Annotated in this window: 27 protein-coding genes; 9 read left to right on the top strand and 18 right to left on the bottom strand. The window is 70.3% G+C overall.

What is annotated here, in order from left to right; genetic code table 11:
* The 9 genes from V6M57_RS17125 to V6M57_RS17085 all read right to left on the bottom strand — a co-directional run.
* Positions 1–123, bottom strand: a 123-nt coding sequence (locus tag V6M57_RS17125; RefSeq protein WP_233202605.1) for a GTP-binding protein, incomplete at its 3' end; no start/stop codon positions are given.
* A gap of 257 nt (positions 124–380) precedes the next feature.
* Positions 381–2,483 carry an elongation factor G gene (fusA, locus tag V6M57_RS17120; RefSeq protein WP_332816210.1) on the bottom strand — a complete coding sequence of 701 codons (2,103 nt, stop codon included), beginning with the start codon at positions 2,481–2,483 and terminating at the stop codon, positions 381–383.
* Positions 2,484–2,561: 78 nt separating this feature from the next.
* Complete coding sequence (gene rpsG, locus V6M57_RS17115) at positions 2,562–3,035, bottom strand: 30S ribosomal protein S7 (protein ID WP_135251794.1); 474 nt, start codon at positions 3,033–3,035, stop codon at positions 2,562–2,564.
* Positions 3,036–3,177: 142 nt separating this feature from the next.
* The gene (rpsL, locus tag V6M57_RS17110) at positions 3,178–3,555 is read right to left on the bottom strand and encodes a 30S ribosomal protein S12 (RefSeq protein WP_332816209.1); all 378 of its coding nucleotides are present in this window, start codon (positions 3,553–3,555) and stop codon (positions 3,178–3,180) included.
* Positions 3,556–3,697: 142 nt separating this feature from the next.
* Positions 3,698–4,855: a D-alanyl-D-alanine carboxypeptidase family protein gene (locus V6M57_RS17105; RefSeq protein WP_332816208.1), complete on the bottom strand. Its 1,158-nt coding sequence runs from the start codon at positions 4,853–4,855 to the stop codon at positions 3,698–3,700.
* A 17-nt stretch (positions 4,856–4,872) separates the two neighbouring features.
* Positions 4,873–5,496 (bottom strand): alpha/beta hydrolase, encoded by a 624-nt coding sequence (locus tag V6M57_RS17100; protein ID WP_332816207.1) that lies wholly within the window; start codon positions 5,494–5,496, stop codon positions 4,873–4,875.
* A gap of 10 nt (positions 5,497–5,506) precedes the next feature.
* A complete protein-coding gene (locus tag V6M57_RS17095) occupies positions 5,507–5,848 on the bottom strand; it encodes a (2Fe-2S) ferredoxin domain-containing protein (RefSeq protein WP_332816206.1) in 342 nt (113 codons plus the stop codon).
* The gene (locus V6M57_RS17090; RefSeq protein WP_332816205.1) at positions 5,845–6,975 is read right to left on the bottom strand and encodes a VanZ family protein; all 1,131 of its coding nucleotides are present in this window, start codon (positions 6,973–6,975) and stop codon (positions 5,845–5,847) included. The genes V6M57_RS17095 and V6M57_RS17090 overlap by 4 nt, the downstream gene beginning before the upstream one ends.
* 11 nt (positions 6,976–6,986) lie before the next feature.
* Entirely contained in the window at positions 6,987–7,409 is a 423-nt protein-coding gene (locus tag V6M57_RS17085; RefSeq protein ID WP_332816204.1) for a CopD family protein, read from the bottom strand.
* 266 nt (positions 7,410–7,675) lie between these two features.
* Here V6M57_RS17085 and hemB point away from each other — a divergent pair, with 266 nt between their 5' ends.
* Both hemB and V6M57_RS17075 read left to right on the top strand, forming a co-directional pair.
* Positions 7,676–8,677 (top strand): porphobilinogen synthase, encoded by a 1,002-nt coding sequence (gene hemB, locus V6M57_RS17080; protein WP_332816203.1) that lies wholly within the window; start codon positions 7,676–7,678, stop codon positions 8,675–8,677.
* An 11-nt stretch (positions 8,678–8,688) separates the two neighbouring features.
* Entirely contained in the window at positions 8,689–9,798 is a 1,110-nt protein-coding gene (locus tag V6M57_RS17075) for a magnesium transporter CorA family protein (RefSeq protein WP_332816202.1), read from the top strand.
* A 16-nt stretch (positions 9,799–9,814) separates the two neighbouring features.
* Here the strand turns inward: V6M57_RS17075 and V6M57_RS17070 are convergent, their stop codons facing one another.
* Positions 9,815–10,465, bottom strand: coding sequence for a glutathione S-transferase family protein (locus V6M57_RS17070; RefSeq protein ID WP_332816201.1), 651 nt, complete (start codon positions 10,463–10,465; stop codon positions 9,815–9,817).
* A 13-nt stretch (positions 10,466–10,478) separates the two neighbouring features.
* Positions 10,479–11,165, bottom strand: coding sequence for a dienelactone hydrolase family protein (locus tag V6M57_RS17065; RefSeq protein ID WP_332816200.1), 687 nt, complete (start codon positions 11,163–11,165; stop codon positions 10,479–10,481).
* Positions 11,166–11,271: 106 nt separating this feature from the next.
* On the opposite strand from V6M57_RS17065, the gene V6M57_RS17060 reads away from it, so the two are divergent.
* From V6M57_RS17060 to V6M57_RS17050, 3 genes are read left to right on the top strand one after another with little or no spacing between them, the layout of a single operon-like run.
* On the top strand, positions 11,272–12,018 hold the full coding sequence (locus tag V6M57_RS17060; protein WP_332816199.1) for an SDR family oxidoreductase: 747 nt from the start codon (positions 11,272–11,274) through the stop codon (positions 12,016–12,018).
* Positions 12,018–12,491: a MaoC family dehydratase gene (locus V6M57_RS17055; protein ID WP_332816198.1), complete on the top strand. Its 474-nt coding sequence runs from the start codon at positions 12,018–12,020 to the stop codon at positions 12,489–12,491. Before V6M57_RS17060 ends, V6M57_RS17055 begins: the two co-directional genes overlap by 1 nt.
* Positions 12,491–13,126 (top strand): MarC family protein, encoded by a 636-nt coding sequence (locus V6M57_RS17050; protein WP_332816197.1) that lies wholly within the window; start codon positions 12,491–12,493, stop codon positions 13,124–13,126. Before V6M57_RS17055 ends, V6M57_RS17050 begins: the two co-directional genes overlap by 1 nt.
* Before the next feature lie 99 nt (positions 13,127–13,225).
* Here the strand turns inward: V6M57_RS17050 and V6M57_RS17045 are convergent, their stop codons facing one another.
* Genes V6M57_RS17045 through V6M57_RS17025 form a run of 5 tightly spaced genes read right to left on the bottom strand, consistent with a single transcriptional unit; the run spans position 13,226 to position 17,776 of the window.
* Entirely contained in the window at positions 13,226–13,879 is a 654-nt protein-coding gene (locus V6M57_RS17045; protein WP_332816196.1) for an ABC-type transport auxiliary lipoprotein family protein, read from the bottom strand.
* Positions 13,876–14,853, bottom strand: a complete 978-nt coding sequence (locus tag V6M57_RS17040) for an MlaD family protein (protein ID WP_332816195.1) — start codon at positions 14,851–14,853, stop codon at positions 13,876–13,878. Before V6M57_RS17040 ends, V6M57_RS17045 begins: the two co-directional genes overlap by 4 nt.
* A gap of 11 nt (positions 14,854–14,864) precedes the next feature.
* On the bottom strand, positions 14,865–15,689 hold the full coding sequence (locus tag V6M57_RS17035) for an ABC transporter ATP-binding protein (RefSeq protein WP_332816194.1): 825 nt from the start codon (positions 15,687–15,689) through the stop codon (positions 14,865–14,867).
* Positions 15,689–16,810: an MlaE family ABC transporter permease gene (locus V6M57_RS17030; protein WP_332816193.1), complete on the bottom strand. Its 1,122-nt coding sequence runs from the start codon at positions 16,808–16,810 to the stop codon at positions 15,689–15,691. The genes V6M57_RS17035 and V6M57_RS17030 overlap by 1 nt, the downstream gene beginning before the upstream one ends.
* A gap of 36 nt (positions 16,811–16,846) precedes the next feature.
* Complete coding sequence (locus V6M57_RS17025; protein WP_332816192.1) at positions 16,847–17,776, bottom strand: LysR family transcriptional regulator; 930 nt, start codon at positions 17,774–17,776, stop codon at positions 16,847–16,849.
* 109 nt (positions 17,777–17,885) lie between these two features.
* Between V6M57_RS17025 and V6M57_RS17020 the strand changes: the two genes are divergently transcribed.
* On the top strand, positions 17,886–19,427 hold the full coding sequence (locus V6M57_RS17020) for a CoA-acylating methylmalonate-semialdehyde dehydrogenase (protein WP_332816191.1): 1,542 nt from the start codon (positions 17,886–17,888) through the stop codon (positions 19,425–19,427).
* A 128-nt stretch (positions 19,428–19,555) separates the two neighbouring features.
* Entirely contained in the window at positions 19,556–21,181 is a 1,626-nt protein-coding gene (locus V6M57_RS17015; RefSeq protein ID WP_332816190.1) for a GMC family oxidoreductase, read from the top strand.
* Between the two features lie 52 nt (positions 21,182–21,233).
* Here the strand turns inward: V6M57_RS17015 and V6M57_RS17010 are convergent, their stop codons facing one another.
* Positions 21,234–21,935: a hypothetical protein gene (locus V6M57_RS17010; RefSeq protein ID WP_332816189.1), complete on the bottom strand. Its 702-nt coding sequence runs from the start codon at positions 21,933–21,935 to the stop codon at positions 21,234–21,236.
* A 555-nt stretch (positions 21,936–22,490) separates the two neighbouring features.
* Between V6M57_RS17010 and V6M57_RS17005 the strand changes: the two genes are divergently transcribed.
* Both V6M57_RS17005 and V6M57_RS17000 read left to right on the top strand, forming a co-directional pair.
* Positions 22,491–23,249, top strand: coding sequence for a sulfite exporter TauE/SafE family protein (locus V6M57_RS17005; RefSeq protein WP_332816188.1), 759 nt, complete (start codon positions 22,491–22,493; stop codon positions 23,247–23,249).
* A gap of 25 nt (positions 23,250–23,274) precedes the next feature.
* Positions 23,275–23,808 (top strand): DUF2946 family protein, encoded by a 534-nt coding sequence (locus tag V6M57_RS17000; protein ID WP_332816187.1) that lies wholly within the window; start codon positions 23,275–23,277, stop codon positions 23,806–23,808.
* 25 nt (positions 23,809–23,833) lie between these two features.
* Here V6M57_RS17000 and V6M57_RS16995 read toward each other — a convergent pair whose 3' ends face one another.
* Entirely contained in the window at positions 23,834–24,163 is a 330-nt protein-coding gene (locus tag V6M57_RS16995; RefSeq protein WP_332816211.1) for a hypothetical protein, read from the bottom strand.
* Between the last annotated feature and the right edge of the window lie 8 nt (positions 24,164–24,171).

The following is a 24,171-nucleotide window of genomic DNA, read 5'->3' as shown; positions in this document are numbered from 1 at the left end:
GCCGAACTTGGTCGACAGGATCGTCGTGATCGCCGCCGTCAGCGTCGTCTTGCCGTGGTCCACGTGGCCGATCGTGCCCACGTTCACGTGCGGCTTGGTGCGCTCGAATTTACCTTTTGCCATGTCAGTTCCTCAAAAGAGCGATGCCCGTGTACTGGTTTAACGTCTGCATCGGACTGCTGGATCCACCGCCACGGGCAGCGGTGGGCGTCTGATCGCAGACGGAGAAAGATTCTGGTCAGAGGGGGCAGGGCAATCGCTGCGCGGTTGGCCCGCCCCTTCCAATCAGAGGGGACAGAGCAGCCGCTTCGCGATTGGTCAGGCCCTTCTAATCAGAGGGGACAGAGCAACCGCTGCGCGGTTGGTCTGTCCCCTGGTCGTTATTTTGCCCTTGCAGCGACGATCGCCTCGGCGACGTTCTTCGGGGCCTCGGCGTAGTGCTTGAACTCCATCGTGTACGTCGCACGGCCCTGGGACATGGAGCGCAGGGTCGTGGAGTAGCCGAACATCTCGGACAGCGGCACCTCGGCCTTGATGGTCTTGCCGCCGCCGACCATGTCGTCCATGCCCTGCACCATGCCGCGACGGGACGACAGGTCGCCCATCACGTTGCCGGCGTAGTCCTCGGGCGTCTCCACTTCCACGGCCATCATCGGCTCGAGGATCACGGGGTTGGCCTTCCTGCAACCTTCCTTGAAGCCGAAGATGGCGGCCATCTTGAACGCCTGCTCGGACGAGTCGACGTCGTGGTACGAGCCGAAGTGCAGGGTGACCTTGACGTCCACCACCGGGTAGCCGGCCAGCACGCCGGTGTTCAGGGCCTCGATCACGCCCTTCTCCACCGCCGGGATGTACTCGCGCGGCACCACGCCGCCCTTGATGGCGTCGATGAACTCGAAGCCCTTGCCGGCCTCGTTCGGCTCGACCTTGAACACCACGTGGCCGTACTGGCCCTTGCCGCCCGACTGGCGCACGAACTTGCCTTCGGCCTCGTCCACCGACTTGCGGATCGTTTCGCGGTAAGCCACCTGCGGCTTGCCCACGTTGGCTTCCACGCCGAACTCGCGCTTCATGCGGTCGACGATGATCTCCAGGTGCAGCTCGCCCATGCCGCCGATGATGGTCTGGCCCGACTCCTCGTCGGTGTTCACGCGGAACGACGGGTCTTCGGCCGCGAGGCGCTGCAGCGCGATGCCCATCTTCTCCTGGTCGGCCTTGCTCTTGGGCTCCACGGCCTGGCGGATCACCGGCTCGGGGAACACCATGCGCTCGAGCGTCACGATCGAATCGGGGTCGCACAGCGTCTCGCCGGTGGTGACGTCCTTCAGGCCCACGCAGGCGGCGATGTCGCCGGCACGGATCTCGTCGATCTCGATGCGGTTGTTGGCGTGCATCTGCACGATCCGGCCGATGCGCTCCTTCTTGCCGCGCACCGGGTTGTAGACGCTGTCACCCTTGCTCAGCACGCCCGAATAGACGCGCACGAACGTCAGCTGGCCGACGAACGGGTCGGTCATCAGCTTGAACGCCAGCGCCGAAAACTTCTCGTTGTCGTCGGCCTTGCGGCTGGTTTCCTGGTCCTTCTCGTCGATGCCGGCCACCGGCGGGATGTCCACCGGCGAGGGCAGGTAGTCGATCACGGCGTCCAGCATGCGCTGCACGCCCTTGTTCTTGAAGGCGGTGCCGCACAGCATCGGCTGGATCTCGGTGGCGATCGTGCGGGCGCGCAGGCCCTGCTTGATCTCCGCCTCGCTCAGGTCGCCTTCCTCGAGGTACTTGTTCATCAGCTCCTCGTTGGCTTCGGCGGCGGCCTCGACCATCTTCTCGCGCCACTCGTTGGCGGTGGCCACGAGGTCGGCCGGGATGTCGGCGTACTCGAACTTCATGCCCTGCGAGGCCTCGTCCCAGATGATGGCCTTCATCTTGAGCAGGTCGACCACGCCCTTGAAGTTGTCCTCGGCGCCGATCGGGATCACGATCGGGACCGGGTTGGCCTTCAGGCGCAGGCGCATCTGCTCGTAGACCTTGAAGAAGTTGGCCCCGGTGCGGTCCATCTTGTTGACGAACGCCAGCCGCGGCACCTTGTATTTGTTGGCCTGGCGCCAGACCGTCTCGGACTGCGGCTGCACGCCGCCCACGGCGCAGTACACCATGCAGGCGCCGTCGAGCACGCGCATGGAGCGCTCCACCTCGATGGTGAAGTCCACGTGTCCGGGGGTGTCGATGATGTTGAAGCGGTGCTCGGGGTAGGAGAGGTCCATGCCCTTCCAGAAGCAGGTCACCGCCGCCGAGGTGATGGTGATGCCGCGCTCCTGCTCCTGCTCCATCCAGTCGGTGGTGGCGGCGCCGTCGTGCACCTCGCCGAGCTTGTGGGTCACGCCGGTGTAGAACAGGATGCGCTCGGTGGTCGTGGTCTTGCCGGCGTCGATGTGCGCCGAGATGCCGATGTTGCGGTAGCGCTCGATGGGCGTTTTGCGGGCCATGATGATCTTTCCTTGGAAACGGCGCGGGCCCGCTCGTGGCGGGCCCCGGCCGTGGCTTGCTTCAGATGGGGGCGGTGGTCAGAAGCGGAAGTGCGAGAAGGCCTTGTTGGCCTCGGCCATGCGGTGCACCTCGTCGCGCTTCTTCATGGCGCCGCCGCGGCCTTCGGTGGCTTCCATCAGCTCGTTGGCCAGGCGCAGGGCCATGGACTTCTCGCCGCGCTTCTTGGCGGCCTCCTTGATCCAGCGCATCGACAGCGCCAGCCGGCGCACCGGTCGCACTTCCACCGGCACCTGGTAGTTGGCGCCGCCCACGCGACGGGACTTCACCTCGACCATGGGCTTGACGTTGTTGATCGCCATGGTGAAGGCCTCGACCGGGTCGCGGCCGGGGTTCTTCTTCTCGATCTGCTCGAGCGCGCCGTAGACGATGCGCTCGGCAACCGCCTTCTTGCCGCCTTGCATGATGACGTTCATGAACTTGGCGAGCTCGACATTGCCGTACTTGGGATCCGGCAGGATTTCACGCTTGGGGACTTCGCGACGACGTGGCATGTTTCACCTCTTCAATTGCTTCAGCTGGCCTTTTCGGGGCCCTGGGAGCCATCCGGCTGCCCGCTTACTCGACCCGACAGCGGGTCACTACGCTTCGATTCGCCTGCCGAGCGATCGAAGCACCGACAAACGAAATGGAACCTCAGGCCTTCTTCGGGCGCTTGGCGCCGTACTTGGAGCGGGCCTGCTTGCGGTCCTTGACCCCCTGCAGGTCGAGCGAGCCGCGCACGATGTGGTAGCGCACGCCCGGCAGGTCCTTGACCCGGCCGCCGCGCACCAGCACCACCGAGTGCTCCTGCAGGTTGTGGCCCTCGCCACCGATGTAGGAAATGACCTCGAAGCCGTTGGTCAGGCGCACCTTGGCGACCTTGCGCAGGGCCGAGTTCGGCTTCTTGGGCGTCGTGGTGTACACACGGGTGCACACGCCACGGCGCTGCGGGCTGTTCTGCATCGCGGGGGACTTGGAGCTGGTCTTCTCGACCTCGCGCCCCTGACGCACGAGTTGGTTGATGGTTGGCATTGAAAAAAAGGGTCCCTAAGCGTGTGGAGTGCGCGACCCGCCCCGACCGGGCGCCGCGCACGGCTTCCCCGCCCCAATTGCGGGAAAGCCCACCAGTATAGCCGGATGCTGGTTTGCCCTCAAGCGTGCGGGGCAAGCCCGCCTAGCGGATCCAGAGGCGGATGGCGTCCCAGGCGCGGCCGAGCACGCCGGCTTCCCCGACGGCTTCCAGCGCGACCAGCGGCACTTCGGCCACCGGCTTGTCGCCCGCCAGCACCTTGAGCGTGGCCACCTGCTGGCCCTTGCTGAACGGCGCCACCAGCGGGTCGGGTCGGGCCACCGCCGTCTTGAGCTGGGAGGCGGTACCGGCCGGCACCGCCACCACCAGCGGCTGGTTGCGGCCGAGCTTGACGGTATTGGCGGTGCCCTTCCAGACCTCGGGCGTGACGACCGGCTGGTTGGCGTCGAACAGCTTGATGCCCTCCCAGGCCGTGAAGCCCCAGTTCAGCAGCTTCTGCGACTCGTTCGCGCGCACGTTCTCGCCGGACGTGCCCAGCACGATGGACAGCAGCCGGCGCCCCGGCAGGTTGGGGAAGTCGCGCCGCGCCGTGGCGACGAGGCAGTAGCCGGCCGCATCGGTGTGGCCGGTCTTGAGGCCGTCCACCGTCGGGTCGCGGAACAGCAGCATGTTGCGGTTGGTGTCGTTGGCCGTGGGCGTGCCCTGGTAGCGGTACTTCCGGATCGAGTAATAGTGGGTGTACTCGGGGAAGTCCTGCAGCAGGCGGGTGGCCAGGATGCTCAGGTCGCGGGCGGTCGTCGTGTGGCCCGGGGCGGTCAGCCCTTCGGCGTTCTTGTACGTGGTGCTGTTCATGCCCAGCGCCTTGGCCTGCTCGTTCATCAGCTCCACGAAACGCTCGACGCTGCCGCCGACGCCTTCGGCCAGCGCCACCGTCGCGTCGTTGCCGGACTGCACGATCATGCCCTTGACCAGGTCCTCCACCGGCACCTGCATGCTGGGGTCTATGAACATCCGCGAACCGGGCATCTTCCAGGCCCGCACGCTCACGGGCAGCGTCTGCTGCAGGCTGATCTTCCTGGCGCGCAGCGCGTCGAACACCAGGTAGGCGCTCATCAGCTTGGTCAGCGAGGCGGGCTCGACCGGGCTGTCGATGTCGCGGCCGGCCAGCACCTGGTTGGCGCTCACGTCCATCAGCAGGTAGCTGCGGGCGGCGATTTCGGGGGGCTGGGGCGCCTGGGCGGCGGCGGCCAGGCAGAAAAGGGCGAGCAGGGGCGCGGCCAGCGCCTTGGCAAGACGTGTCATCGGCAGGGAAATCTCCTTCAGCTGCGAAGGTGGCGTGCCACCAGGTTTTTCAGGAGCGGCAATTGTCCGTGAAAGAAATGACCCACCCCGGGCACCAGTGTCAGCGCCAGGGTTTGCGGCCGCGCCCAATCGAGGACGGCCTGCAACGGCACCGTGTCATCCTGCTCGCCGTGCACGACCAGCGCGCGCCCGTGGGCGTCGGCGGGCAGCGCCGGCACCGCGAAGCGCGAAGCCGCCGTGCCCACCAGCACGATCTTGCGCACCTCGCGCGTGGCCCAGAGCGACTCGAGCACGCAGGCCGCCACATAGGCGCCGAAGGAAAAGCCCGCCAGCGCGATCGGGCCCTCCGGCGCCAGCGCCTGCACCAGGCCGCGCATGTCGTCCGCCTCGCCGCGGCCTTCGTCGTGCTCGCCGGCGCTGGAGCCGACGCCGCGGAAGTTGAAGCGCACGGCACTCCAGCCCTCCTGCACGAAGGCCCGGGCCAGCGTCTGCACCACCTTGTTCTCCATGGTGCCGCCGTACAGCGGGTGGGGGTGGGCGATGAAGGCGGTGCCGGCACCCGCCCTGGCGGGGTCGTCGCGCAGCACCTCGATGGGGCCGGCCACGCCCTGCAACTGCAGCCGCCGCGTGTAGGCGTTCATGGCGCGGGGCTCAGCGGCCCAGGTGCGGCGGCGTGAGCAGGCGTTCGACGATGCGGCCGTTCTTCAGGTGCGACTCGACGATCTCGTCGATGTCCTCCTGGTCCACGTAGGTGTACCAGACGGCCTCCGGATAGACGACCGCCACCGGACCCGCGGCGCAGCGATCCAGGCAACCGGACTTGTTGACGCGCACCTTGCCGGGCCCGTTCAGGCCCTGCGCCTTGACCAGCGCCTTGCAGCGGTCGAATGCGGCCTGCGCATCGTGGTCCGCGCAGCAGTTCTCGCCATTGGTGCGCTGGTTCAGGCAGAAGAAGATATGCCGCTCGTAGTAGGAGGGCTGCTCGGGGTTCATCGGACGATTCTAGGCCGCGGCTCCCCGGCGGATACGCGCACCAGCACATAGGTCAGGGCCGCGTAAGGCCACAGCCATCCGAGCCACTGCACCAGGCCATGGAAGCGGATGAAGCGGCCCTGCTCCCAGGTTTGCAGCGTCTGCGCGAAATAGGCGTTGGCGGGTGCCTGGTTCAACAGGGTCAGCTGCACCACCAGCAGCAGCAGCAGCAGCGCCGCACAGCCGCGACGGGGCAGCGCCAGCAGCGCCAGCGCCAGCACCAGCCCGGTGACCAGGCCCAGGCGCACCGGCAGCGTCAGCCAGGTCCAGGCGTGCGCAGGCCCCCAGCTCAGGGCCGCGGACAGGGCCGTGACCCCGACCCCGGCAGCCACCAGCAGGGCCGCGAAGAGCGCGCGGCGCCCGATCGACTGCATGACCGAGTAGGCCAGCAGGCAGGGCGCGAGCGCCCCGAGCGCCACGCAGATCAGTTCGGCGCCGGGCACCAGGGGCTGCAGCTCCACGTCGCGCACCGGCAGCCACTCCAGGAAGGGCGTGTCCATCAGCCATTCGGCGACGGCGGCCTCCAGGCGCTCGAACACCTGCCCGAGCCCGAGCGGCACCGCCGCCGGGAACAGCAGCGCCACCGGCCACAGCGCGAGCAGCACCAGTGCGCCGCGGGCCTCGTCCACGAACCAGCGCACCCGGAAGCGGCTCCAGTGGTCCAGCGCGCCGGCCCACTCCAGCCCCACGGCCAGCGCGGCGCCGAGCAGCGATCCCAGGGCGTTCAGGCCGAAATCGACGTTGGAGGGCACCCGCGCCGGCAGGTAGCTCTGCAGCGCCTCCAGGCAGAACGACAGCGCCGCACCCGCCAGGGTGGCGATCGCCAGGGGCGCCCAGGGCCGGACCTGGGGCGGCGCGTCGCCCCGCCGCATGAAGGCCAGCGCCAGCAGGAAGCCCAGCGGCGCATAGCCCGCCGTATTGGCGGCGAAGTCGAAGGCCGTCCAGTAGCGCGGCCACGGGCTGTGCAGGAAGGCCCAGGGCTCGATCCCCTGGTCGCGCCAGTCGGTGAACGGGTACAGGCTGGCGTAGACGACCAGCGCAGCCCAGGCCTGCGCCAGCGGCCAGGCCGAAGTCTTGCGTGCCGCCATCCGCACCGCCCTCAGAAGGGCTTGACCACCACCAGCACGACCGCCGCCAGCAGCAGCAGCACGGGCGCTTCGTTGAACCAGCGGTACCAGCGGTGGTTGCGCCGGTTCCCGCCGGCTTCGAAGCGGCGCAGCAGGCGCGCGCACGCGAGGTGGTAGCCGACGGTGAGCACCACGACCGCCAGCTTGGCGTGCATCCAGCCGCTGTCGCGGCCGATGCCGTAACCGAGCCAGAGCCACAGTCCCAGCCCGATGGCCGGCAGCGCCAGCAGCGTGGTGAAGCGAAGCAGCTTGCGCGCCATCAGCAGCAGGCGCTCGCGCTCGGCGACCGAGCCCGGCGCCACCATCGCCAGGTTCACGTAGATGCGCGGCAGGTAGAACAGCCCCGCGAACCAGCTCGCGATGAACACGATGTGAAGCGCCTTGACCCAGAGCATGCGGCGAGTGTACGGAAGGGGTGCGGCAGCGGCGCCAGCACCCCCAGGCCGGGCGGCCAAAAAAAACCCCGGCCGATCGGCCGGGGTTGGCAAGCCTTTTTGCTGTCACACATTAAGGCGCCCGCTCAGGGAGGAAAAGCGGGGGGCGGCAAGCCGCCCGGGGCGTAATTTAACAAAGCCCCTCGCGGCCATCAAGCCGATTGCGGCAAAGCCGCGGATGCGCTGGGGGCGGGCCGGACCGGGGGTCATGGGGCACAATTTTCCCCATGGTCCTGCACGCTCCCTACCCCCAAGGCCGCCCGCGCCGGCTGCGCCGCGACGAATTCACCCGCAACCTGGTGCGCGAGCACGCACTCTCGCCGCACGACCTGATCTATCCGGTCTTCGTGCTGGATGGCCAGAACCAGCGCCAGGCCGTCGCTTCCATGCCGGGCGTGGAGCGCCTGAGCGTGGACCTGCTGCTGCCGGTGGCGCAGGAGTGCGTGGAGCTGGGCATCCCGGTGATGGCGCTCTTTCCCGTGATCGATCCGTCGCTCAAGGCCGAGGACGGGCGCGAGGCCTTCAACCCGGAGGGCCTGGTGCCGCGCGCCGTGCGGGCGCTCAAGCAGCGTTTCCCGCAGCTGGGCGTGATGACCGACGTGGCGCTCGACCCGTTCACCAGCCACGGCCAGGACGGCCTGCTGGATGCGAGCGGCTACATCCTGAACGACGAGACGGTGCAGGTGCTGGTCCGCCAGGCGCTGGTGCAGGCCGAGGCCGGCGTGGACATCGTCGCGCCCAGCGACATGATGGACGGGCGCATCGGCGCGATCCGGCAGGCGCTGGAGTCGCGCGGCGCCATCCACACCCGCATCATGGCCTACAGCGCCAAGTACGCCAGCGCCTTCTACGGCCCGTTCCGGGACGCGGTCGGCTCCGCCGCCAACCTGGGCAAGGGCAACAAGAAGGTCTACCAGATGGATCCGGGCAACAGCGACGAGGCGCTGCGCGAGGTGGCCATGGACATCGCCGAGGGCGCCGACATGGTGATGGTCAAGCCCGGCATGCCCTACCTGGACGTGGTGCGGCGGGTGAAGGACGAATTCCGCATGCCCACCTTCGCCTACCAGGTCTCGGGCGAATACGCGATGCTGCAGGCGGCCGCCCGCAACGGCTGGCTGGACGGCGATGCGGTGATGATGGAGAGCCTGCTGGCGTTCAGGCGCGCCGGCGCCGACGGCATCCTGACCTACTTCGCGGTCGAAGCGGCGCGCCGGCTGCGGGCCTGACGCCAGCCTCCGTGCAGATCGTCGAATTCACCCGCGGCACGCTGCGCTTCCTCGACGAAGTGCCGGCGCAGGCGCCGGGCGACGGGTTCGTCTGGATCTACCTGGAGCGCGAGAGCCTGGCCGGGCACCTGCCGGCGCTGCAGGCGGCCTGCCAGCGCCTGGGCGGTTCCGCGCTGCTGGACCTGCACCTCAAGGACCTGGGCAACCGCGCCCACCCCTCGCACTACGACTACACCTCGGTCTACGACCTGGTGGTGTTCCGCCGCCTGGCCACCGCGGAAGAGGTGGACCGGGAACTGCAGGAGCACGCGGCGGCGGCACCGCAAGCGCCGGCGGCGCTGGCCAGTTTCTACCGCATCCGCACGCGCGCGCTGGGCTTCGTGGTGTTCGACCGGCTGCTGGTGACGGTGCACCCGAGCGGCTGCCTGACGGCCCGCTCCTTCATCTCGCGCTACCTGTCGGACGCGGTGCAGAGCGACGGGCTCGCCGGCGCCAACCGCAGCCGCCTGCCGTTCAGTCCGTCCGACCTGATGCTGCGCATGGTCAACGTGATGGTCGACAGCTACCTGGACCTGCGTCGGCAGCTGACCGGCGAGCTGGACCGGTGGCAGCAGGAACTGCTGCGTCCCGGCACGAACTTCCGCAACTGGGGCGCGCTGATGGTCGCCCGGCGGGAACTGCACACGCTGGAAGACCTGTGCGAAGAGCAGGCCGATGCGATGCAGGAGTGGCTGGACACCGCCCGCGAGCAGCCGCCGCCCGCCCTGTCCCAGGCCGAGCGCGACGGGCTGGTCGCCCGGGCGCGCGACGTGCTGGAGCACATCCAGCGCGTGGTGCAGCAGGTGCGGCGCATGGAGCAGGGCGCCGAGACCGTGGTGCAGATCCACTTCTCGGCCCAGAGCCACCGCACCAACAACATCATGCGCACGCTCACCGCGCTGACGGCCATCTTCCTGCCGCTGAACCTGATCACCGGGGTGTTCGGCATGAACTTCGCGAGCATGCCGCTGCTGGCCGACCCGATCGGGTTCTGGGCCGCGGTGGGCGCGATGGCGTTCGTGGCGCTGGCGCTGGGACTGGTGTTCTGGCGCAAGCGCTACCTGGAGCGCAGCGCGCGCTGACCGCGCGCTGCGGTGGTCAGACCAGCGGCGGCTGCAAGCCTTCGTTGGCGATCACGCGCTGCACCGCGGGCCGCTCCAGCATGCGTTGCAGGTAAGGTCCCAGGTGCGGCCGCTCGCGGGCGCGGCCTTCGCTGAAATGGCGGGTCCACCGGCACAACGTGAACACGTAGGCGTCCAGCGCGCTGTAGCGATCGCCCATGAACCAGGGGCCGCCGGTGCGCGCCAGCTCCGCATCCAGCTGCTCGATCAGGCCGACGATCCGCTGCTGCGCATGCCGCTTGAGCTCCGCTGCGCCGGCCTCGTTGCCCTCGTCCATCCAGCGATGGGGATAGAAGTAGACGATCAGCGTGGCCTGCAGCGTGTTGGTCAGCCACATGAGCCACTTGTAGAAGTGGGCGCGCTGCGGCGTCCCCAGCGCGGGCACGAGCTGCGCGGCCGGGTGCGTGTCGCACAGGTGCAGCGCGATGGCCGCCGTCTCGTACAGCACCAGGTCGCCGTCGACCAGCACCGGGATCAGCCCGTTGGGGTTGAGCCGCAGGTAGTCCGGCGCCTTGTGCGCGTTGGCGGCGCGGTCCACGTGCACCCGCTCGTAGGGCGCGCCGATCTCCTCCAGCAGGATGTGCGGCACCATGGCCGCGGAGCTGGGATAGTGGTGCAGCTGGATCATGCGGCGTACGGCCTCAGGCCGCCAGGTGCTTGCGGAAGAAGGCCAGCGAACGCTCGCGCGCCAGCTTCGCGGCCGGCTCGTTCCAGGAGCCGCGCTGGTCGCAGTTGAAGCCGTGATTGGCGGCGTACACATGCACCTCGACGTCCGGGTGCGCCTTGCGGAAGGCCTCCACCCCGGGCAGCGGGATCCAGTGGTCCTGGTCGCCGAAGTGCGCCAGCACCGGTACCTTCGGCTGGCGCGCGGATTCATCCGGCGTCGTCATGCCGCCTCCGTAGTAGGTCACCGCGGCCGACAGCCCCTCCAGCAGGCAGGCCGAGCGCCAGGACAGCAGCCCGCCCCAGCAGTAGCCCACGATGCCGACCTTGCCCGCCTGCGCCGCGTGGCGGATCGCCGCCTGGATGTCCTGCAGCACGCCAGGCGCGGGCAGCGCCTCCGCCGCCGCCTTCAGCGCGGAGCCGGCCGCCATGTCGTCCTGCGAATAGCCCAGTTCCACGCCCGGCTTGACGCGGTGGAAGGTGGCCGGCGCCACCGCCAGCCAGCCCTCGGCCGCGTAGCCGTCGGCCACCGAGCGGATGTGCGGGTTGACGCCGAAGATCTCCTGCAGCACCACCACGGCGCCCCCGGGGCGGCCGGCCGGCTGCGCCACGTAGGCGGGGAAGCCGAAGCCGTCGGCGGCCTGCAGGTCCACGAAGCTGCCCATGTTCGTCTCCTTGTCGGTTGGGTTGGGAGGCCGGCGGGCCGAGCAGCCCGCCCTTTGTTCTAATCGGGTTGTATCGTAGTCGCGCCGCGGGCGCAGGAGGCGGGAATTGGAGCGAGTCGTGCTGGTCACCGGCGGCAGCCGGGGCATAGGCGCCGCGACGGCCAGGCTGGCGGCGGCGCGCGGGTGGTCGGTGGCGGTCAACTACGCGGCCAATGCCGACGCCGCGCAGCAGGTCGTGCGCGCCGTCGAGGCAGCGGGCCGCCGGGCCATGGCCGTGCAGGCCGATGTGTCCGACGAGCAGCAGGTGCTGCGCATGTTCGGGGAGATCGACGAGCGCCTTGGCCGCGTCACCGACCTGGTCAACAACGCCGGCGTGGTGGACGTGAGCGAGCGCGTCGAGCAGATGAGCGGCGAGCGCCTGCAGCGCATCTTCGGCATCAACGTGATCGGCTCGTTCCTGTGCGCGCGCGAAGCCGTGCGGCGGATGAGCACGCGGCACGGCGGCTTCGGCGGGGCCATCGTCAATGTCTCGAGCGCGGCGTCGAGGCTGGGCTCGCCCGGCCAGTACGTCGACTACGCCGCGGCCAAGGGCGCGATCGACGTGTTCACCGTGGGCCTGGCCAAGGAAGTGGCGGCCGAGGGCATCCGCGTCAACGCAGTCCGGCCGGGCCTGATCGACACCGACATCCACGCTTCCGGTGGCATCCCCGATCGCGTGCAACGGCTGGCCCACGAGGTGCCGATGCAGCGCGGCGGCAGCGCGGAGGAAGTGGCGCAGGCCATCGTGTGGCTGCTCTCCCCCGAGGCCAGCTACACCACCATGAGCCTGCTGGACGTATCCGGAGGGCGTTGATGGCGATCCGCTACTACTGGGAAGACCTGCAGCCGGGCCGCGTGCTGGAACTGGGCACCGTCACCCCGACGGCGGAGCAGATCAAGCACTTCGCCGCACAGTTCGACCCGCAGCCCTTCCACCTGGACGAAGAAGCCGGCCGGCAGTCGGTGTTCGGCGCCCTGTGCGCGAGCGGCTGGCACACCTGCGCGATGGCGATGCGCCTGACGGTCGACAACTTCCTGCGCGAGTCCAGCAGCATGGGATCGCCGGGGCTGGAGAGCCTCAAGTGGCTCAAGCCGGTGTACCCCGGCGACACGCTGGCGCTCAAGCACCGGGTGCTGGAGTCGCGGCCGATGAACAGCCGGCCCGACCTCGGGCTGGTGCGCTCGGTCTGGGAGATGTTCAACCAGCGCGGCGAGCAGGTGCTGCACATGGAGGGCTACGGCATGTTCCGCCGCCGCACGCCCGCCGCCCCCGCTGCGGCCGGCTGATGGACTTCAAGCCGCTGATCACGCTGCTGGCGCTGGTGAACCCGCTGGCCATCGTGCCCTTCTTCATCCACTACACCGACGGCTTCAGCCCGCAGCAGCGGCGCGACACGGTGGTGACGGCGGCGACGACGGCGTTCCTGGTGATCGCCATCAGCGCGCTGCTCGGCCTGCAGGTGCTGGAGTTCTTCAACATCTCGCTGGCCAGCTTCCAGGTGGGCGGCGGCATGCTGCTGCTGGTCAGCGCCCTGAACATGCTGAACGCGCAGCCGGCGGAAGCCAAGCCGGCGGCGCAGGACCTGGAGCAGGGGGCGGAGAAGGCGGCCCGGGGTGCCAGCATCGCGGTCGTGCCCCTGACCATCCCGCTGCTGACCGGCCCGGCCACCATCTCCACGGTGGTGATCTATGCCGAGCGGGCCAGGACCTTCTGGCAGATGACCGCGCTGGTGGGCTACGGCGTGGTGATCGGCCTGGCCACCGCGCTGTGCTTTGCGCTGGCCGAGCCGATCGCGCGGGTGCTGGGCAAGACCGGCATCAGCGTGATGACCCGGCTGATGGGGCTGATCCTCGCCGCCCTGGCGGTCGAAGTGATGGCCGTCGGGCTGGTCAAGCTGTTTCCGGCGCTGGGGGCGCGGTAGCCGCAGGAGCCGCCACCTGCACCGGCGCGCCCGCCCCCGCCGCGCTGTTGCAGCCGCAGCAGCGGGTTGCCGGCGTTGTGCAGGCGCCCGGGGCCGCGCTCATGGCTGTGCGCGCGCCACCTGCAGCAGCCACTGGCTGATGTCCGCCGCGGCCGCGTCGGTGGCTTCCGTCAGGGCGCGCACGCCACCCGATGCGTCCGGGGTGGGCGCGACGCCCTGCACCGCGATGCTGCGCTGGCCGACCAGCTTTTCGCCGGCCGCGCTGCCGACGAACAGCGTGGCGCGCAGGCGGATCGTGCCGCGGCTGCGGTCCGGCGCGTCGAACACATGGACGAACTCCTCCAGCTCCATGCGCAGCAGGTACAGCGGCTGCGCCGCCTGGCGCGCCAGCGAGGCGCCCTCGTCCAGGTTCAGCACCGGCCGTTCGCGCCCGAGCTGCTGGCGCAGGCGCTGGCGCACCAGTTGCGGCGGCGGCGCGCTCCAGCGCGACTGCGCGTAGGCGCGCAGCTGGTGGTCGTCCGAGTAGCCGAGGCGGTACAGGATGGCCGTGCCTTCCAGCGCGCCGGCCGCATCGATCTCCGGCACCACCAGCGCGAAGCGCGGCCCGGCGCGCTCGATCGGCGCCGTGATCGGCGGCAGCGGGCCCATGTCGAACAGGGTCGGGCGAACCGGCTTGTCGACGATGCCGGCGCACGCGGCCAGCAGCAGCAGGGCCAGGGCCGCGCTGGCGCGCGCGAGCGCGCGGGTCGTCATTGCGGCGCTCCCGGGGGCGTGAAGCCTTCCTCGCCGGGCCCGGGCTCGATGCGGCCGGTGCCGAAGATCAGCGCTTGCGGGTTGTCGTTGATGCCGATGACGGTGCGGCTGAGCTGGCGCACCGCGCGCGAGGTGTCGTCGGTCACCCGGTTGATGCGCGGCAGGGTGGCGGAATTGAAGGCGTCGGCGGCGTGCGCCAGCGACGCGGTGCCGGCCGCCAGCCGGTCCATCGGGCCGTCGGGCGCGTTCAGCCGGCGTGCCGTCTGGCCGATCTCGGCGATGCTGGCGCGGGTGGTCTCGGACGTTTCCTGCAGCGAGGCCAGCGCCTGGTCGGTGCGCCGCACCAGCGACGGGATGTCGACCCGCTGCGGTCCGAACTGCGCGGTGATCGTGGCGTCCAGGTTGCGGCTCAGGACCGTGATGCTGGCGGCGGCCTCGGCCACCTGGTCGAAGGCGGAGGTGAGGCGCTTCTGGTTCGGCTCGGACAGCAGCTGGTTGACGCGTGCGCTGGCCTGCTCGACCTGCTCCAGGATGACCTCGCCGCGCGAGGCCAGCTTGGACAGCAGGCCCGGCTTGAGCGGGATGCGGGGCGGCGTCTCGTCGTCCGGCGGCAGCAGCGGGGCTGGCTGGCCGGCGTCGTCGAGCTGCACGAAGGCCAGCCCGGTCACGCCCTGGAAGGACAGCGTGGCGAAGGTCTCGCGCGTGATGGGCGTGCCCTCGTCGATGTCCATGCGCACCAGCACGTTGCCCTGCGCGTCGGGGTCGAACGCAATGTCGCTGACCTTGCCGACGTCCACCCCGCGCAGGCGCACCGGCGCCTGCTCCTGCAGGCCGGTGACGGCGTCGCGGGTGGAGATCTCGTAGACGTGGCGGCTGCCGCTGTCGCGCGTGAGCCAGGCGCCCAGCAGCAGCAGCAGGCCGGTCAGCGCCAGCACGAAGAGGCCGGCGGCCAGGGCGTGGGCTTTGTTCTGCATCGGTCGGTCTCCTAGACGGCCAAGGGGTGCTCGCGCAGCAGCTCCATCGCCCGCTGGCCGCGCGGGCCGAGGAAGAAATCATGCACAAAGGGGTGCTGGAAGGCGATCACCTGCCGGGGCGGGCCATTGACGATCACCCGCCGGTCGGCCAGCACGGCGATGCGCGTGGACAGTTCGAACAGCGTGTCGAGGTCGTGGGTGACCATGATCACCGTCAGCGCGAGATCGCGGTGCAGCGCCCGCAGCAGGCTGACGAAGGCGTCGGAGCTGTCCGGGTCCAGCCCGGCGGTGGGTTCGTCCAGCAGCAGCAGGGGCGGATCCATGATCAGCGCCCGCGCCAGCGCGACGCGCTTGATCATGCCGCCGGACAGGTCGGCCGGCATCTTGGCGCCGTCCTCGGGCTTGAGGCCGACCATCTGCAGCTTGACCAGCGCCGCCTCGCGCACCAGCTCGCGCGGCAGCGTGCGCAGCTCGCTGAGCGGAAAGGCGATGTTCTCCAGCACGGTGAAGGCGGAGAACAGCGCGCCGTGCTGGAACAGCATGCCGACGCGGCTGGCGGCGCCGCGCCGGCCGAGCTCCGCCACCGGCCGGTCGAGGACGCGGATCTCGCCGGCCGACGGATGTTCCAGGCCCAGGATCTGCCGCAGCAGCACGGTCTTGCCGGTGCCCGAGCCCCCCACCAGCGACTGCACTTCGCCGCGATGGACGGTCAGGTCGAGGTTCTCGTGCACGGTGAAGCGCCGGCCGGGCAGCTCGAACACCGTGCCCAGGCCGCGGATGTCCACCATCGGCTTGCCGGGCGCCGGCAGCGTCGGGGCGGCCGGCGCGCCCGACATCAGAACCCCACCTCCTGGAAGGCGATGGCGAACAGCGCGTCCACCAGGATCACCGCCGTGATCGAGGTCACCACCGAGGCGGTCGTCCCTTCGCCCAGGCTCTGGGTATTGGGCTCCACGGCCAGCCCGTAGTGGCAGCCGATCAGCGCGATCAGCAGGCCGAACACCACCGACTTGGACGTGGCCAGCAGCAGGTTGCCGACCTGCACGGCTTCGGGCAGCGCGCGCAGGAAGAAGGTCGGGGTGATGCCCAGCGACACGTCGGCCGCCAGGATGCCGCCCACCAGGGCGCACAAGGTGGTCCAGAGGCTGACCAGCGGCATCGCGATGGCCAGCGCGAGCGCACGCGGCAGCACCAGCCGGTAGGAGTGCGAGATGCCCATCACGCTCATGGCGTCGAGTTCGTCGGTGACCCGCATGACGCCGATCTGCGCCGTGATGGAGGAGCCCGAGCGCCCGGCCACCAGGATGGCGGCCAGCATGGGGCCGAGCTCGCGGATCAGCGCCAGCCCCAGGATGTTGACGATGAAGGCGTCGGCGCCGAACTGGCGCAGCTGCTTGGCGGTGAGATAGGCCAGCACGACGCCGATCAGGAAGCCGACCAGCGCCGTGATCGGCAGCGCGGTGGCGCCGATGTGGTACAGGTGGCCGGAGAAATCGCGCCACGGCCCCTCCCGCGGGCTGCGCAGCAGGCGCAGGCCGTCGATGGCGAGCTGGCCCGCCAGGCGCACGAACTCGCGCACGCGCAACGCGCGGTCCAGCACGGCTGCGCCGGCGGCCAGGTAGCGCTCGCCCAGGCTGGGGCGCCGCCGCGGCGGCGCGCCGGTGGTGAACTGCTCGACCCGCTCGAGCACCGCCTGCTGCGCCGGCCGCAGCTGCAGCTGCGCCGGCCGGCGCCGGCCCCAGTGGTCCCACAGCAGCTGGGCCCCGACGTGGTCGAGCTGCTCGACCTCCAGCAGGTCCCAGCCCTGGCGGCCGGCTGCGCCGCGCAAGGCGGCCGTCAACGCATCGAGCACGCCCGGCTGCGCGAAGCGGGCGGCCGTCCATTGGCCCAGCACCCTGACCGGCGAACCGCCTGCGGCCGGCGAGGGGTCGAGGCGGGGCGTCGAGGGTTCCTGCATCGGCGCGGAGTTTGACAGGCTCATCCCGCAAAGGCATCAGAAGCCACCCTTGGAGGCGCTGCGCAGGTGCTCGACCAGGCATTGCACCGCACGGGGGACCTGGGGCGACCAGGGCCGGATCGCGTAGATGCGATCGCCGAAGAAGCCGCCCGGCCGCCACTGCGGCAGCAAGGGCACCAGCTGGCCGGGGCCGAGATGGGCGGCCGCGCTGAAATCCGGCAGCAGGGCGATGCCGAGTCCGCCCAGCACGGCCTCCCGCAGGGCTTCGCTGTTGTTGGCCCGCAGCGGCCCCTGGACGGACACCACGACCGGGTCGGCGGCGGCCTTGCGGCCGATGCGCTCGAACGACCAGCTCTGCCCCGACCCGCTGCGCAGGTACGACAGGCACCGGTGGCGCGCCAGGTCGGCCGGGTGCGCCGGCGTGCCGTGGCGGCGCAGGTAGTCCGGGCTGGCCACCAGCAGCGAGCGCGTCTCGCACAAGGTCCAGGCCACGTGCGTCTCCGGCGGCTGCTGGCTGTGCCGCACCGCCAGGTCGAAGCCTTCCTGCGCCAGGTTGACGAGCCGGTCGGTGAGGTCCAGCTCGATGCGGATCTCCGGGTATTCGTGCAGGAAGGGTGCCAGCGCCGGCACCACGTGCTGGCGCCCGAGCGCCACCGGCGCGGTCAGCCGCACCAGTCCGCGCGGATGGCCGGCCAGGTCCTGGATGCCGGCAAAGCTCTGTTCGATGCGCTCGAATTCGCAGCGGGTCTGCTCGACCAGCTGCTGGCCGGCCTCGGTCAGCCCGACGGAACGCGTGGTCCGCCGCACCAGCGGCACGCCGGCGCTGCGTTCGAGCTCCGCAATGCGCATGCTGACCGAGGCCTTGGAGATGCCGAGCCGCCGCGCCGCCTGGGTGTAGCTGCGCGTCTGCGCCAGCACGGTGAGCAGGTACAGGTCGGCAAAGGCCGATACGGGCGGTGGACTCATGGCGTCATTGTTCAATCGGACAAACAATGTAATCACGAAATTCGTGTTGGCGAAGCGACGGCGCGCGGCATAGACTGACGCTTTCCCCCAGCCAGCCAGCCAGCACACCATGAACGCACCCGATTCCAGCCGCGCCGCCGGCGCCCTCGCCTCCATCGATCACTGGATCGATGGCGCCATCGTGCCCGGGCGCAGCGGCCGCAGCGCCGACGTCTTCAACCCCGCCACCGGCGCCGTCACCGGCAAGGTCGCCATGGCCAGCGCCGCGGAAGTCGACCGCGCGGTGACCAGCGCGCGCGCCGCCTTCCCGGCCTGGGCCGACACCCCGCCGATCCGCCGTGCCCGGATCATGTTCAAGTTCCTGGAGCTGCTGAACCGGCACCGCGACGAACTGGCCCGTGCCATCACGGCCGAGCACGGCAAGGTGTTCACCGATGCCCAGGGCGAGGTCACCCGCGGCATCGACATCGTCGAGTTCGCCTGCGGCATCCCGCAACTGCTCAAGGGTCAGTACACCGAGCAGGTCTCCACCGGACTGGACAACTGGACGATGCGCCAGCCGCTGGGCGTGGTGGCCGGCATCACGCCCTTCAACTTCCCGGCGATGGTACCGATGTGGATGTACCCGGTGGCGATCGCCGCCGGCAACTGCTTCATCCTCAAGCCCAGCCCGCTGGATCCCAGCGCCTCCGTCCTGATGGCCCGCCTGCTGAAGGAGGCCGGCCTGCCCGACGGCGTGTTCAACGTGGTGCAGGGCGACAAGGAAGCGGTCGATGCGCTGCTGGAGCACCCCGAAGTCCAGGCGATCTCCTTCGTCGGCTCCACCGCCATCGCGCAGAAGATCTACGAGACCGGCGCGCGCCACGGCAAGCGGGTGCAGGCGCTGGGCGGCGCCAAGAACCACATGGTGGTGATGCCCGACGCCGACCTCGACCAGGCGGTCGACGCACTGATCGGCGCGGCCTTCGGCTCGGCCGGCGAGCGCTGCATGGCGATCTCGCTGGGCGTGCTGGTGGGCGAGGCGGCCGACAAGATCCTGCCCATGCTGGCCGAGCGCACCCGCCAGCTCAAGATCAAGAACGGCGCCGAGCTGGACGCGGAGATGGGCCCGATCGTCAGCAGCGCGGCGCAGCAGCGCATCGCCGGCTACATCGGCCAGGGCGTCCAGGAGGGCGCCAAGCTGCTGGTGGACGGCCGCACCTTCCAGGGCGCCAGGGCCGGCGCCGGCTGCGACGGCGGCTTCTGGCTCGGCGGCTCGCTGTTCGACGGCGTCACGCCGGACATGAAGATCTACAAGGAGGAGATCTTCGGCCCGGTGCTCGGCTGCGTGCGCGTCAAGGACCTGGCCGCGGCCGTGGACCTGATCAACTCGCACGAGTACGGCAACGGCGTGTGCTGCTTCACCCGCGACGGCCACGTGGCGCGCGAGTTCTCGCGCCGGGTGCAGGTGGGCATGGTCGGCATCAACGTGCCGATCCCCGTGCCCATGGCCTGGCACGGCTTCGGCGGCTGGAAGAAGAGCCTGTTCGGCGACATGCACGCCTACGGGGAAGAGGGCGTGCGCTTCTACACCAAGCAGAAGTCGATCATGCAGCGCTGGCCGGAGAGCATCGGCAAGGGGGCCGAGTTCGTGATGCCCACGGCTAAATAGGTCCCCACGAAGCGGCCTGCGGCCGCCTCCCCCCGGGGGGCGCCACCAGCGGACCGGTGAAGCCGGATCCGCGGTGGCACTTGAAAGTGCAACCGTGTCCACAAGTGCGCGGAGGAGGAGACGACAAGGTGAACCCCACCTACGACTACATCATCATCGGCGCCGGTACGGCCGGCTGCCTGCTGGCCAACCGGCTGTCCGCGGATCCTTCGAAGACCGTGCTGCTGATCGAAGCCGGCCGCAAGGACGACTACCACTGGATCCACATCCCGGTCGGCTATCTCTACTGCATCGGCAACCCCCGCACCGACTGGATGTACCGGACCGAGCCCGACGCGGGCCTGAACGGGCGCCAGCTGAAGTACCCGCGCGGCAAGGCGCTGGGCGGCTGCTCCAGCATCAACGGCATGATCTACATGCGCGGCCAGTCGCGCGACTACGACCAGTGGGCCGAGCTGACCGGGCATCCCGAGTGGCGCTGGGAGCACTGCCTGCCCTTCTTCAAGCGGCACGAGGACTTCTACAAGGGCGGCGACGAAGTCCACGGGGCCGGCGGCGAGTGGCGGGTGGAGCGCCAGCGCCTGCGCTGGGACATCCTCGATGCGTTCGCACAGGCGGCGCAGCAGGCCGGCATCCCGCACACCGAGGATTTCAACCGCGGCAGCAACGAGGGCGTGGGCTACTTCCAGGTCAACCAGAAGAACGGCTGGCGCTGGAACACGGCCAAGGCCTTCCTGCGACCGACCTGCCAGGGCCGGCCCAACTTCACGCTGTGGACCGACGCCCGCGTGCAGCGCCTGCACATCGAGCGGCAGCCTGACGGCCGTTTGCGCTGCACCGGCGCCGAGGTCCTGAAGGACGGCCAGAAGGTCAGCGCCCGTGCGCGCAGCCAGGTGCTGCTGTCCGCCGGCAGCATCGGCTCGCCGCAACTGCTGCAGCTGTCCGGGGTCGGGCCGGCCGGCCTGCTGCAGCAGCACGGCATCCCCGTCGTGCACGAACTGCCCGGCGTCGGCGAGAACCTGCAGGACCACCTGCAGATCCGCGCGGTGTTCAAGGTGCGCGGCGTGCGGACGCTCAACACGCTCGCCAACAGCTGGCACGGCAAGGCCCGCATCGGGCTGGAGTACCTGCTGATGCGCAGCGGCCCCATGAGCATGGCACCTTCGCAGCTGGGTGCGTTCACCCGCAGCACGCCCGACCAGCGCTGGCCGAACGTCGAGTACCACGTGCAGCCGCTCAGCCTGGATGCGTTCGGCGAACCGCTGCACCGCTTCCCGGCGTTCACGGCCAGCGTCTGCAACCTCAACCCGACCAGCCGCGGCTCGGTGCGCATCCGCAGCCCGCGCCCGGAAGACGCGCCCGCCATCGCACCCAACTACCTGAGCACGCCCGAAGACCGGCAGGTCGCGGCCGATTCGCTGCGGCTGACGCGGCGCATCTGCGCCCAGCCGGCGCTGGCGAAGTACGGCGCCGAGGAATGGAAGCCCGGGCTGCAGTACCAGACCGACGAGGAACTGGCGCGGCTGGCCGGCGACATCGCCACCACCATCTTCCACCCGGTGGGCACCACCCGCATGGGCCGCGACGGCGACCCGATGGCGGTGCTGGATCCGCGCTTCCGCCTGCGCGGCGTGGACGGCCTGCGCGTGGTCGATGCGGGCGCGATGCCCACCATCACCAGCGGCAACACCAACGCGCCCACGCTGATGATGGCCGAGAAGGCCGCTGCATGGGTGCTGGCCGAGGCAGCCTGATCGGTCGGGGACAGAGCGGTGCGCGCTTCGCGCCGGCTCCGTCCCGATGCAGCTAGAAGCGCCGGCTGACGCGCAGGACCACGTCGCTGGTGGACAGTTCCGGCTGGCGCACGGTGGTGCCCGGCAGCCGCCTGCCGCCGCGCGACACCGGCACCGCCTTGCTGGCGGGCTGCTGCAGCCGCGACCACTCCAGCCCCCACTGCCAGGCGGAGCCGTCCGCCGAGGCCAGCAGCCGCAGCGTCCACAAGCGCTTGCGCGCGCCCTCGAACTTCGATCGATCGAGCAGTCCGTAGTAGTCCACGTGCAGCCGGTGCGACACGCTGGTGCGCGCCTCCGCCTCCACGCGGCCGGTCCAGCCGGCCGCCGGTGCGAAGGCCGGGCTGCGCCAGCGCACGCCGGCCAGCATCGCGGAGGAGAGTTCGTCCAGGCCGCCGGCGACCGGCGTGCCGCGAATCAGGCGCCGGTTGGCCAGCCAGCCGGCGGAGAGCCAGCCTTCGCCCCAGGCTGCCGGCGCGTGTGGCCGCCAGAGGAAGTCCGCGCCGCCTTCGTACTGCCGGGTGGTGGTCGCCAGCGGCGCGCCGGCCTGCGTGCGGCCGTCGTACTCGAGGTCGCCGCCGGCCAGGTGGACCCGTGCGGCCAGGGCGCCGCCGCCTTCCAGCGGGCGGGTCGCTTCCAGGTGCACCTGCGCCATCGGCCCGGTCTCGGTCAGCAGGGTGCCGCCCAGTGCGCTGCGCTCGGCCAGCCGGCGGTGCATCAGCCCGGCCGAGCCGGTGACCTCCAGCGCAGGCGCATCGGCCTGCGCAAGCTGCGCTGCCAGAACGAGGGCAAGGAGCGCGGCGGAACGGATCGGCGCGGTCAGGGGCGCGCCCTCAGGGCCGGGACCATGCCCTCGACAAGTCCCTGGTGGCTGCCGATGTCGCGTTCCTTCATGGGTGCCTCTCGCAGGATGGGTCGGCCCCGGAGGCCGCGCGGGACTATAGCACCCGGTCCCGTGCGGGCGGGTCCGGGGGCACGCAGGGTCCCCGGTCGCGCGCGTGAGAGCGCGCCGGCCAGCCTGCCCATGGGCGGCCGGCCGAACCGGGAAAGTCCCGATGCCCGGTCCCGGGCAGCGCCAGTAGAGTGGCCAGCACTCGCGAGCGGACGGTCGTCCGTGCAAAGGCGGGGGTCCGAGGAGACAAGACAAGCAGAACTCGACAACGATCGCTGCAGCAATCAAGAAGATGCGTTCAGGGCGCCGGCTCACCCCGGCGCCCTTTGTTTTGCATCACCGCCGCGGGAGCTCTCCCCTGCAATGCGAGAATCGCGCCCGATGGACCTGATCTGGATGGCGCTGGCCTCGCTGATGGCCGGATTCGTGGACGCCATCGTCGGGGGCGGGGGGCTGATCCTGGTCCCGGCGCTGTTCGCGGTCCTTCCCAACACCCACCCCGCCACGCTGTTCGGCATCAACAAGAGCGCGTCGATCTGGGGCACGGCGATCGCCACCGTGCAGTACAGCCGGCGCGTGCAGCTGCACTGGCACTCGCTGGCGCCCGCCGCCTTGTGCGGGCTGGCCGGCGCGTTTGCGGGCGCGTGGGCCGTGACGGTGGTCTCCCCGGAATTCCTGCGCAAGCTGCTGCCCTTCGTGCTGGTGGCCGTGCTGGCCTACACGATCGCGCGCAAGCAGTTGGGACACCACCACGCGCCCACGCTGACGCGGCGCGCCGAAACCTGGGCCGCCGCCACGATCGGCCTGGTGCTGGGCTTCTACGACGGCTTCTTCGGGCCCGGCACCGGCAGCTTCCTGGTGTTCCTGTTCGTGCGCTGGCTGGGCTACGACTTCCTGCATGCCTCGGCGTCGGCCAAGCTGGTCAACACGTCCACCAACCTGGCCGCGCTGTCGCTGTTCGCCTGGAAGGGCCACGTGTGGTGGAACTACGCGCTGGTGCTGGCGCTGGCCAACGTCGCCGGCAGCCTGCTGGGCACGCGGCTGGCCCTGCGGCATGGCGCCGGCTTCGTGCGCGGCATGTTCATCGCGGTGGTCGGCGCGCTCATCCTGAAGACCGGCTACGACGCCTTCGTGCGCTGAGGCGGCCGCGGCCGATAATGGCCCGATGGATGACATCGTCCGCCAGGCGATCGCCAAGTGGCCCAACGTGCCGCACTGCTACGGCTGGCTGGGGCTGGACGCCCGCGGCGACTGGTACATGCGCGACGACCGGGTGCAGGCACAGGGGCCGTTCCCGGCCGCCAAGGGCGTCGTGCTGCGCCATGCCAGGCTGATCGAGTTCATCCACCGCAACTACGAAGCCGACGGCAGCGGGCGCTGGTTCTTCCAGAACGGCCCGCAACGCGTGTACGTGGAACTGGAAGCCGCCCCCTGGATCCTGCGGCTGGCCCCGGACGGCCAGGTGCGCACCCACACCGGCCGCACGGTGCAGCCGCGCAGCAGCCACGTGGACGAGGGCGGGCGGCTGTTCCTGGACACGGATGCCGGGCTGGGACTGGTGCACACGGCGGACATGCACGCCGCCGCCGACCGCGTCGACGAGGGGCAGTGGACGCCCGAGCCGGTGCAGGCAGCCGGCCTGGCCGGCCGTTTCGGTTTCGTCCTCAGCCCCGTGCAGGGACCGCACGAAGGCCGCTGAGCGGCCGATCGGGTAGGAGGCGAAGTTACCCTCGCCGTCCTCCCACACCACCGTACGTGCGGTTCCGCATACGGCGGTTCATGACTGACTCTGGAAGCGCCGGTGGGTATCCACCAGCGACACCAGCCCCATGTGGTCGAAGTAGGACTTGGGGAGCGCCGCATTCATGTGGCTGGCCCCGGCGTTCCACCCGGCGCCGCGCCCGTTTGGTTGCCGAGCGCCACGCACGCTCTCTGGTCAATCCCCTCTTCATCAGCAGCTTGGCTCGGGTATACGGGCGCTTGCACTGGCGCCAGATGCGTCCGCGCAGCTTGCGTCTGATCCACCCGTCCAATTCCTGCCACACATCCTTCACCTCGGCGC

This window comes from Ramlibacter sp. (assembly GCF_036676645.1).
Classification (GTDB): Bacteria; Pseudomonadota; Gammaproteobacteria; order Burkholderiales; family Burkholderiaceae_C; genus Ramlibacter.
The sequence above is the reverse complement of the archived record's forward strand: the minus strand, read 5'-3'. Positions and strand labels throughout refer to the sequence as shown.

Bases quoted from the DNA above. Each gene is read 5' to 3' on its own strand.
- V6M57_RS17105 (WP_332816208.1), bottom strand. From the start codon at position 4,855: ATGACACGTCTTGCCAAGGCGCTGGCCGCGCCCCTGCTCGCCCTTTTC.
- V6M57_RS17020 (WP_332816191.1), top strand. From the start codon at position 17,886: ATGAACGCACCCGATTCCAGCCGCGCCGCCGGCGCCCTCGCCTCCATC.
- V6M57_RS17035 (WP_332816194.1), bottom strand. From the start codon at position 15,689: ATGTCGGGCGCGCCGGCCGCCCCGACGCTGCCGGCGCCCGGCAAGCCG.
- hemB (WP_332816203.1), top strand. From the start codon at position 7,676: ATGGTCCTGCACGCTCCCTACCCCCAAGGCCGCCCGCGCCGGCTGCGC.
- V6M57_RS17085 (WP_332816204.1), bottom strand. From the start codon at position 7,409: ATGCTCTGGGTCAAGGCGCTTCACATCGTGTTCATCGCGAGCTGGTTC.
- V6M57_RS17100 (WP_332816207.1), bottom strand. From the start codon at position 5,496: ATGAACGCCTACACGCGGCGGCTGCAGTTGCAGGGCGTGGCCGGCCCC.
- V6M57_RS17045 (WP_332816196.1), bottom strand. From the start codon at position 13,879: ATGACGACCCGCGCGCTCGCGCGCGCCAGCGCGGCCCTGGCCCTGCTG.
- V6M57_RS17095 (WP_332816206.1), bottom strand. From the start codon at position 5,848: ATGAACCCCGAGCAGCCCTCCTACTACGAGCGGCATATCTTCTTCTGC.
- V6M57_RS17070 (WP_332816201.1), bottom strand. From the start codon at position 10,465: ATGATCCAGCTGCACCACTATCCCAGCTCCGCGGCCATGGTGCCGCAC.
- V6M57_RS17055 (WP_332816198.1), top strand. From the start codon at position 12,018: ATGGCGATCCGCTACTACTGGGAAGACCTGCAGCCGGGCCGCGTGCTG.
- V6M57_RS17005 (WP_332816188.1), top strand. From the start codon at position 22,491: ATGGACCTGATCTGGATGGCGCTGGCCTCGCTGATGGCCGGATTCGTG.
- V6M57_RS17040 (WP_332816195.1), bottom strand. From the start codon at position 14,853: ATGCAGAACAAAGCCCACGCCCTGGCCGCCGGCCTCTTCGTGCTGGCG.
- V6M57_RS17065 (WP_332816200.1), bottom strand. From the start codon at position 11,165: ATGGGCAGCTTCGTGGACCTGCAGGCCGCCGACGGCTTCGGCTTCCCC.
- rpsG (WP_135251794.1), bottom strand. From the start codon at position 3,035: ATGCCACGTCGTCGCGAAGTCCCCAAGCGTGAAATCCTGCCGGATCCC.
- V6M57_RS17050 (WP_332816197.1), top strand. From the start codon at position 12,491: ATGGACTTCAAGCCGCTGATCACGCTGCTGGCGCTGGTGAACCCGCTG.
- fusA (WP_332816210.1), bottom strand. From the start codon at position 2,483: ATGGCCCGCAAAACGCCCATCGAGCGCTACCGCAACATCGGCATCTCG.
- V6M57_RS17025 (WP_332816192.1), bottom strand. From the start codon at position 17,776: ATGAGTCCACCGCCCGTATCGGCCTTTGCCGACCTGTACCTGCTCACC.
- V6M57_RS17030 (WP_332816193.1), bottom strand. From the start codon at position 16,810: ATGCAGGAACCCTCGACGCCCCGCCTCGACCCCTCGCCGGCCGCAGGC.
- V6M57_RS17000 (WP_332816187.1), top strand. From the start codon at position 23,275: ATGGATGACATCGTCCGCCAGGCGATCGCCAAGTGGCCCAACGTGCCG.
- V6M57_RS17090 (WP_332816205.1), bottom strand. From the start codon at position 6,975: ATGGCGGCACGCAAGACTTCGGCCTGGCCGCTGGCGCAGGCCTGGGCT.
- V6M57_RS17010 (WP_332816189.1), bottom strand. From the start codon at position 21,935: ATGCACCGCCGGCTGGCCGAGCGCAGCGCACTGGGCGGCACCCTGCTG.
- rpsL (WP_332816209.1), bottom strand. From the start codon at position 3,555: ATGCCAACCATCAACCAACTCGTGCGTCAGGGGCGCGAGGTCGAGAAG.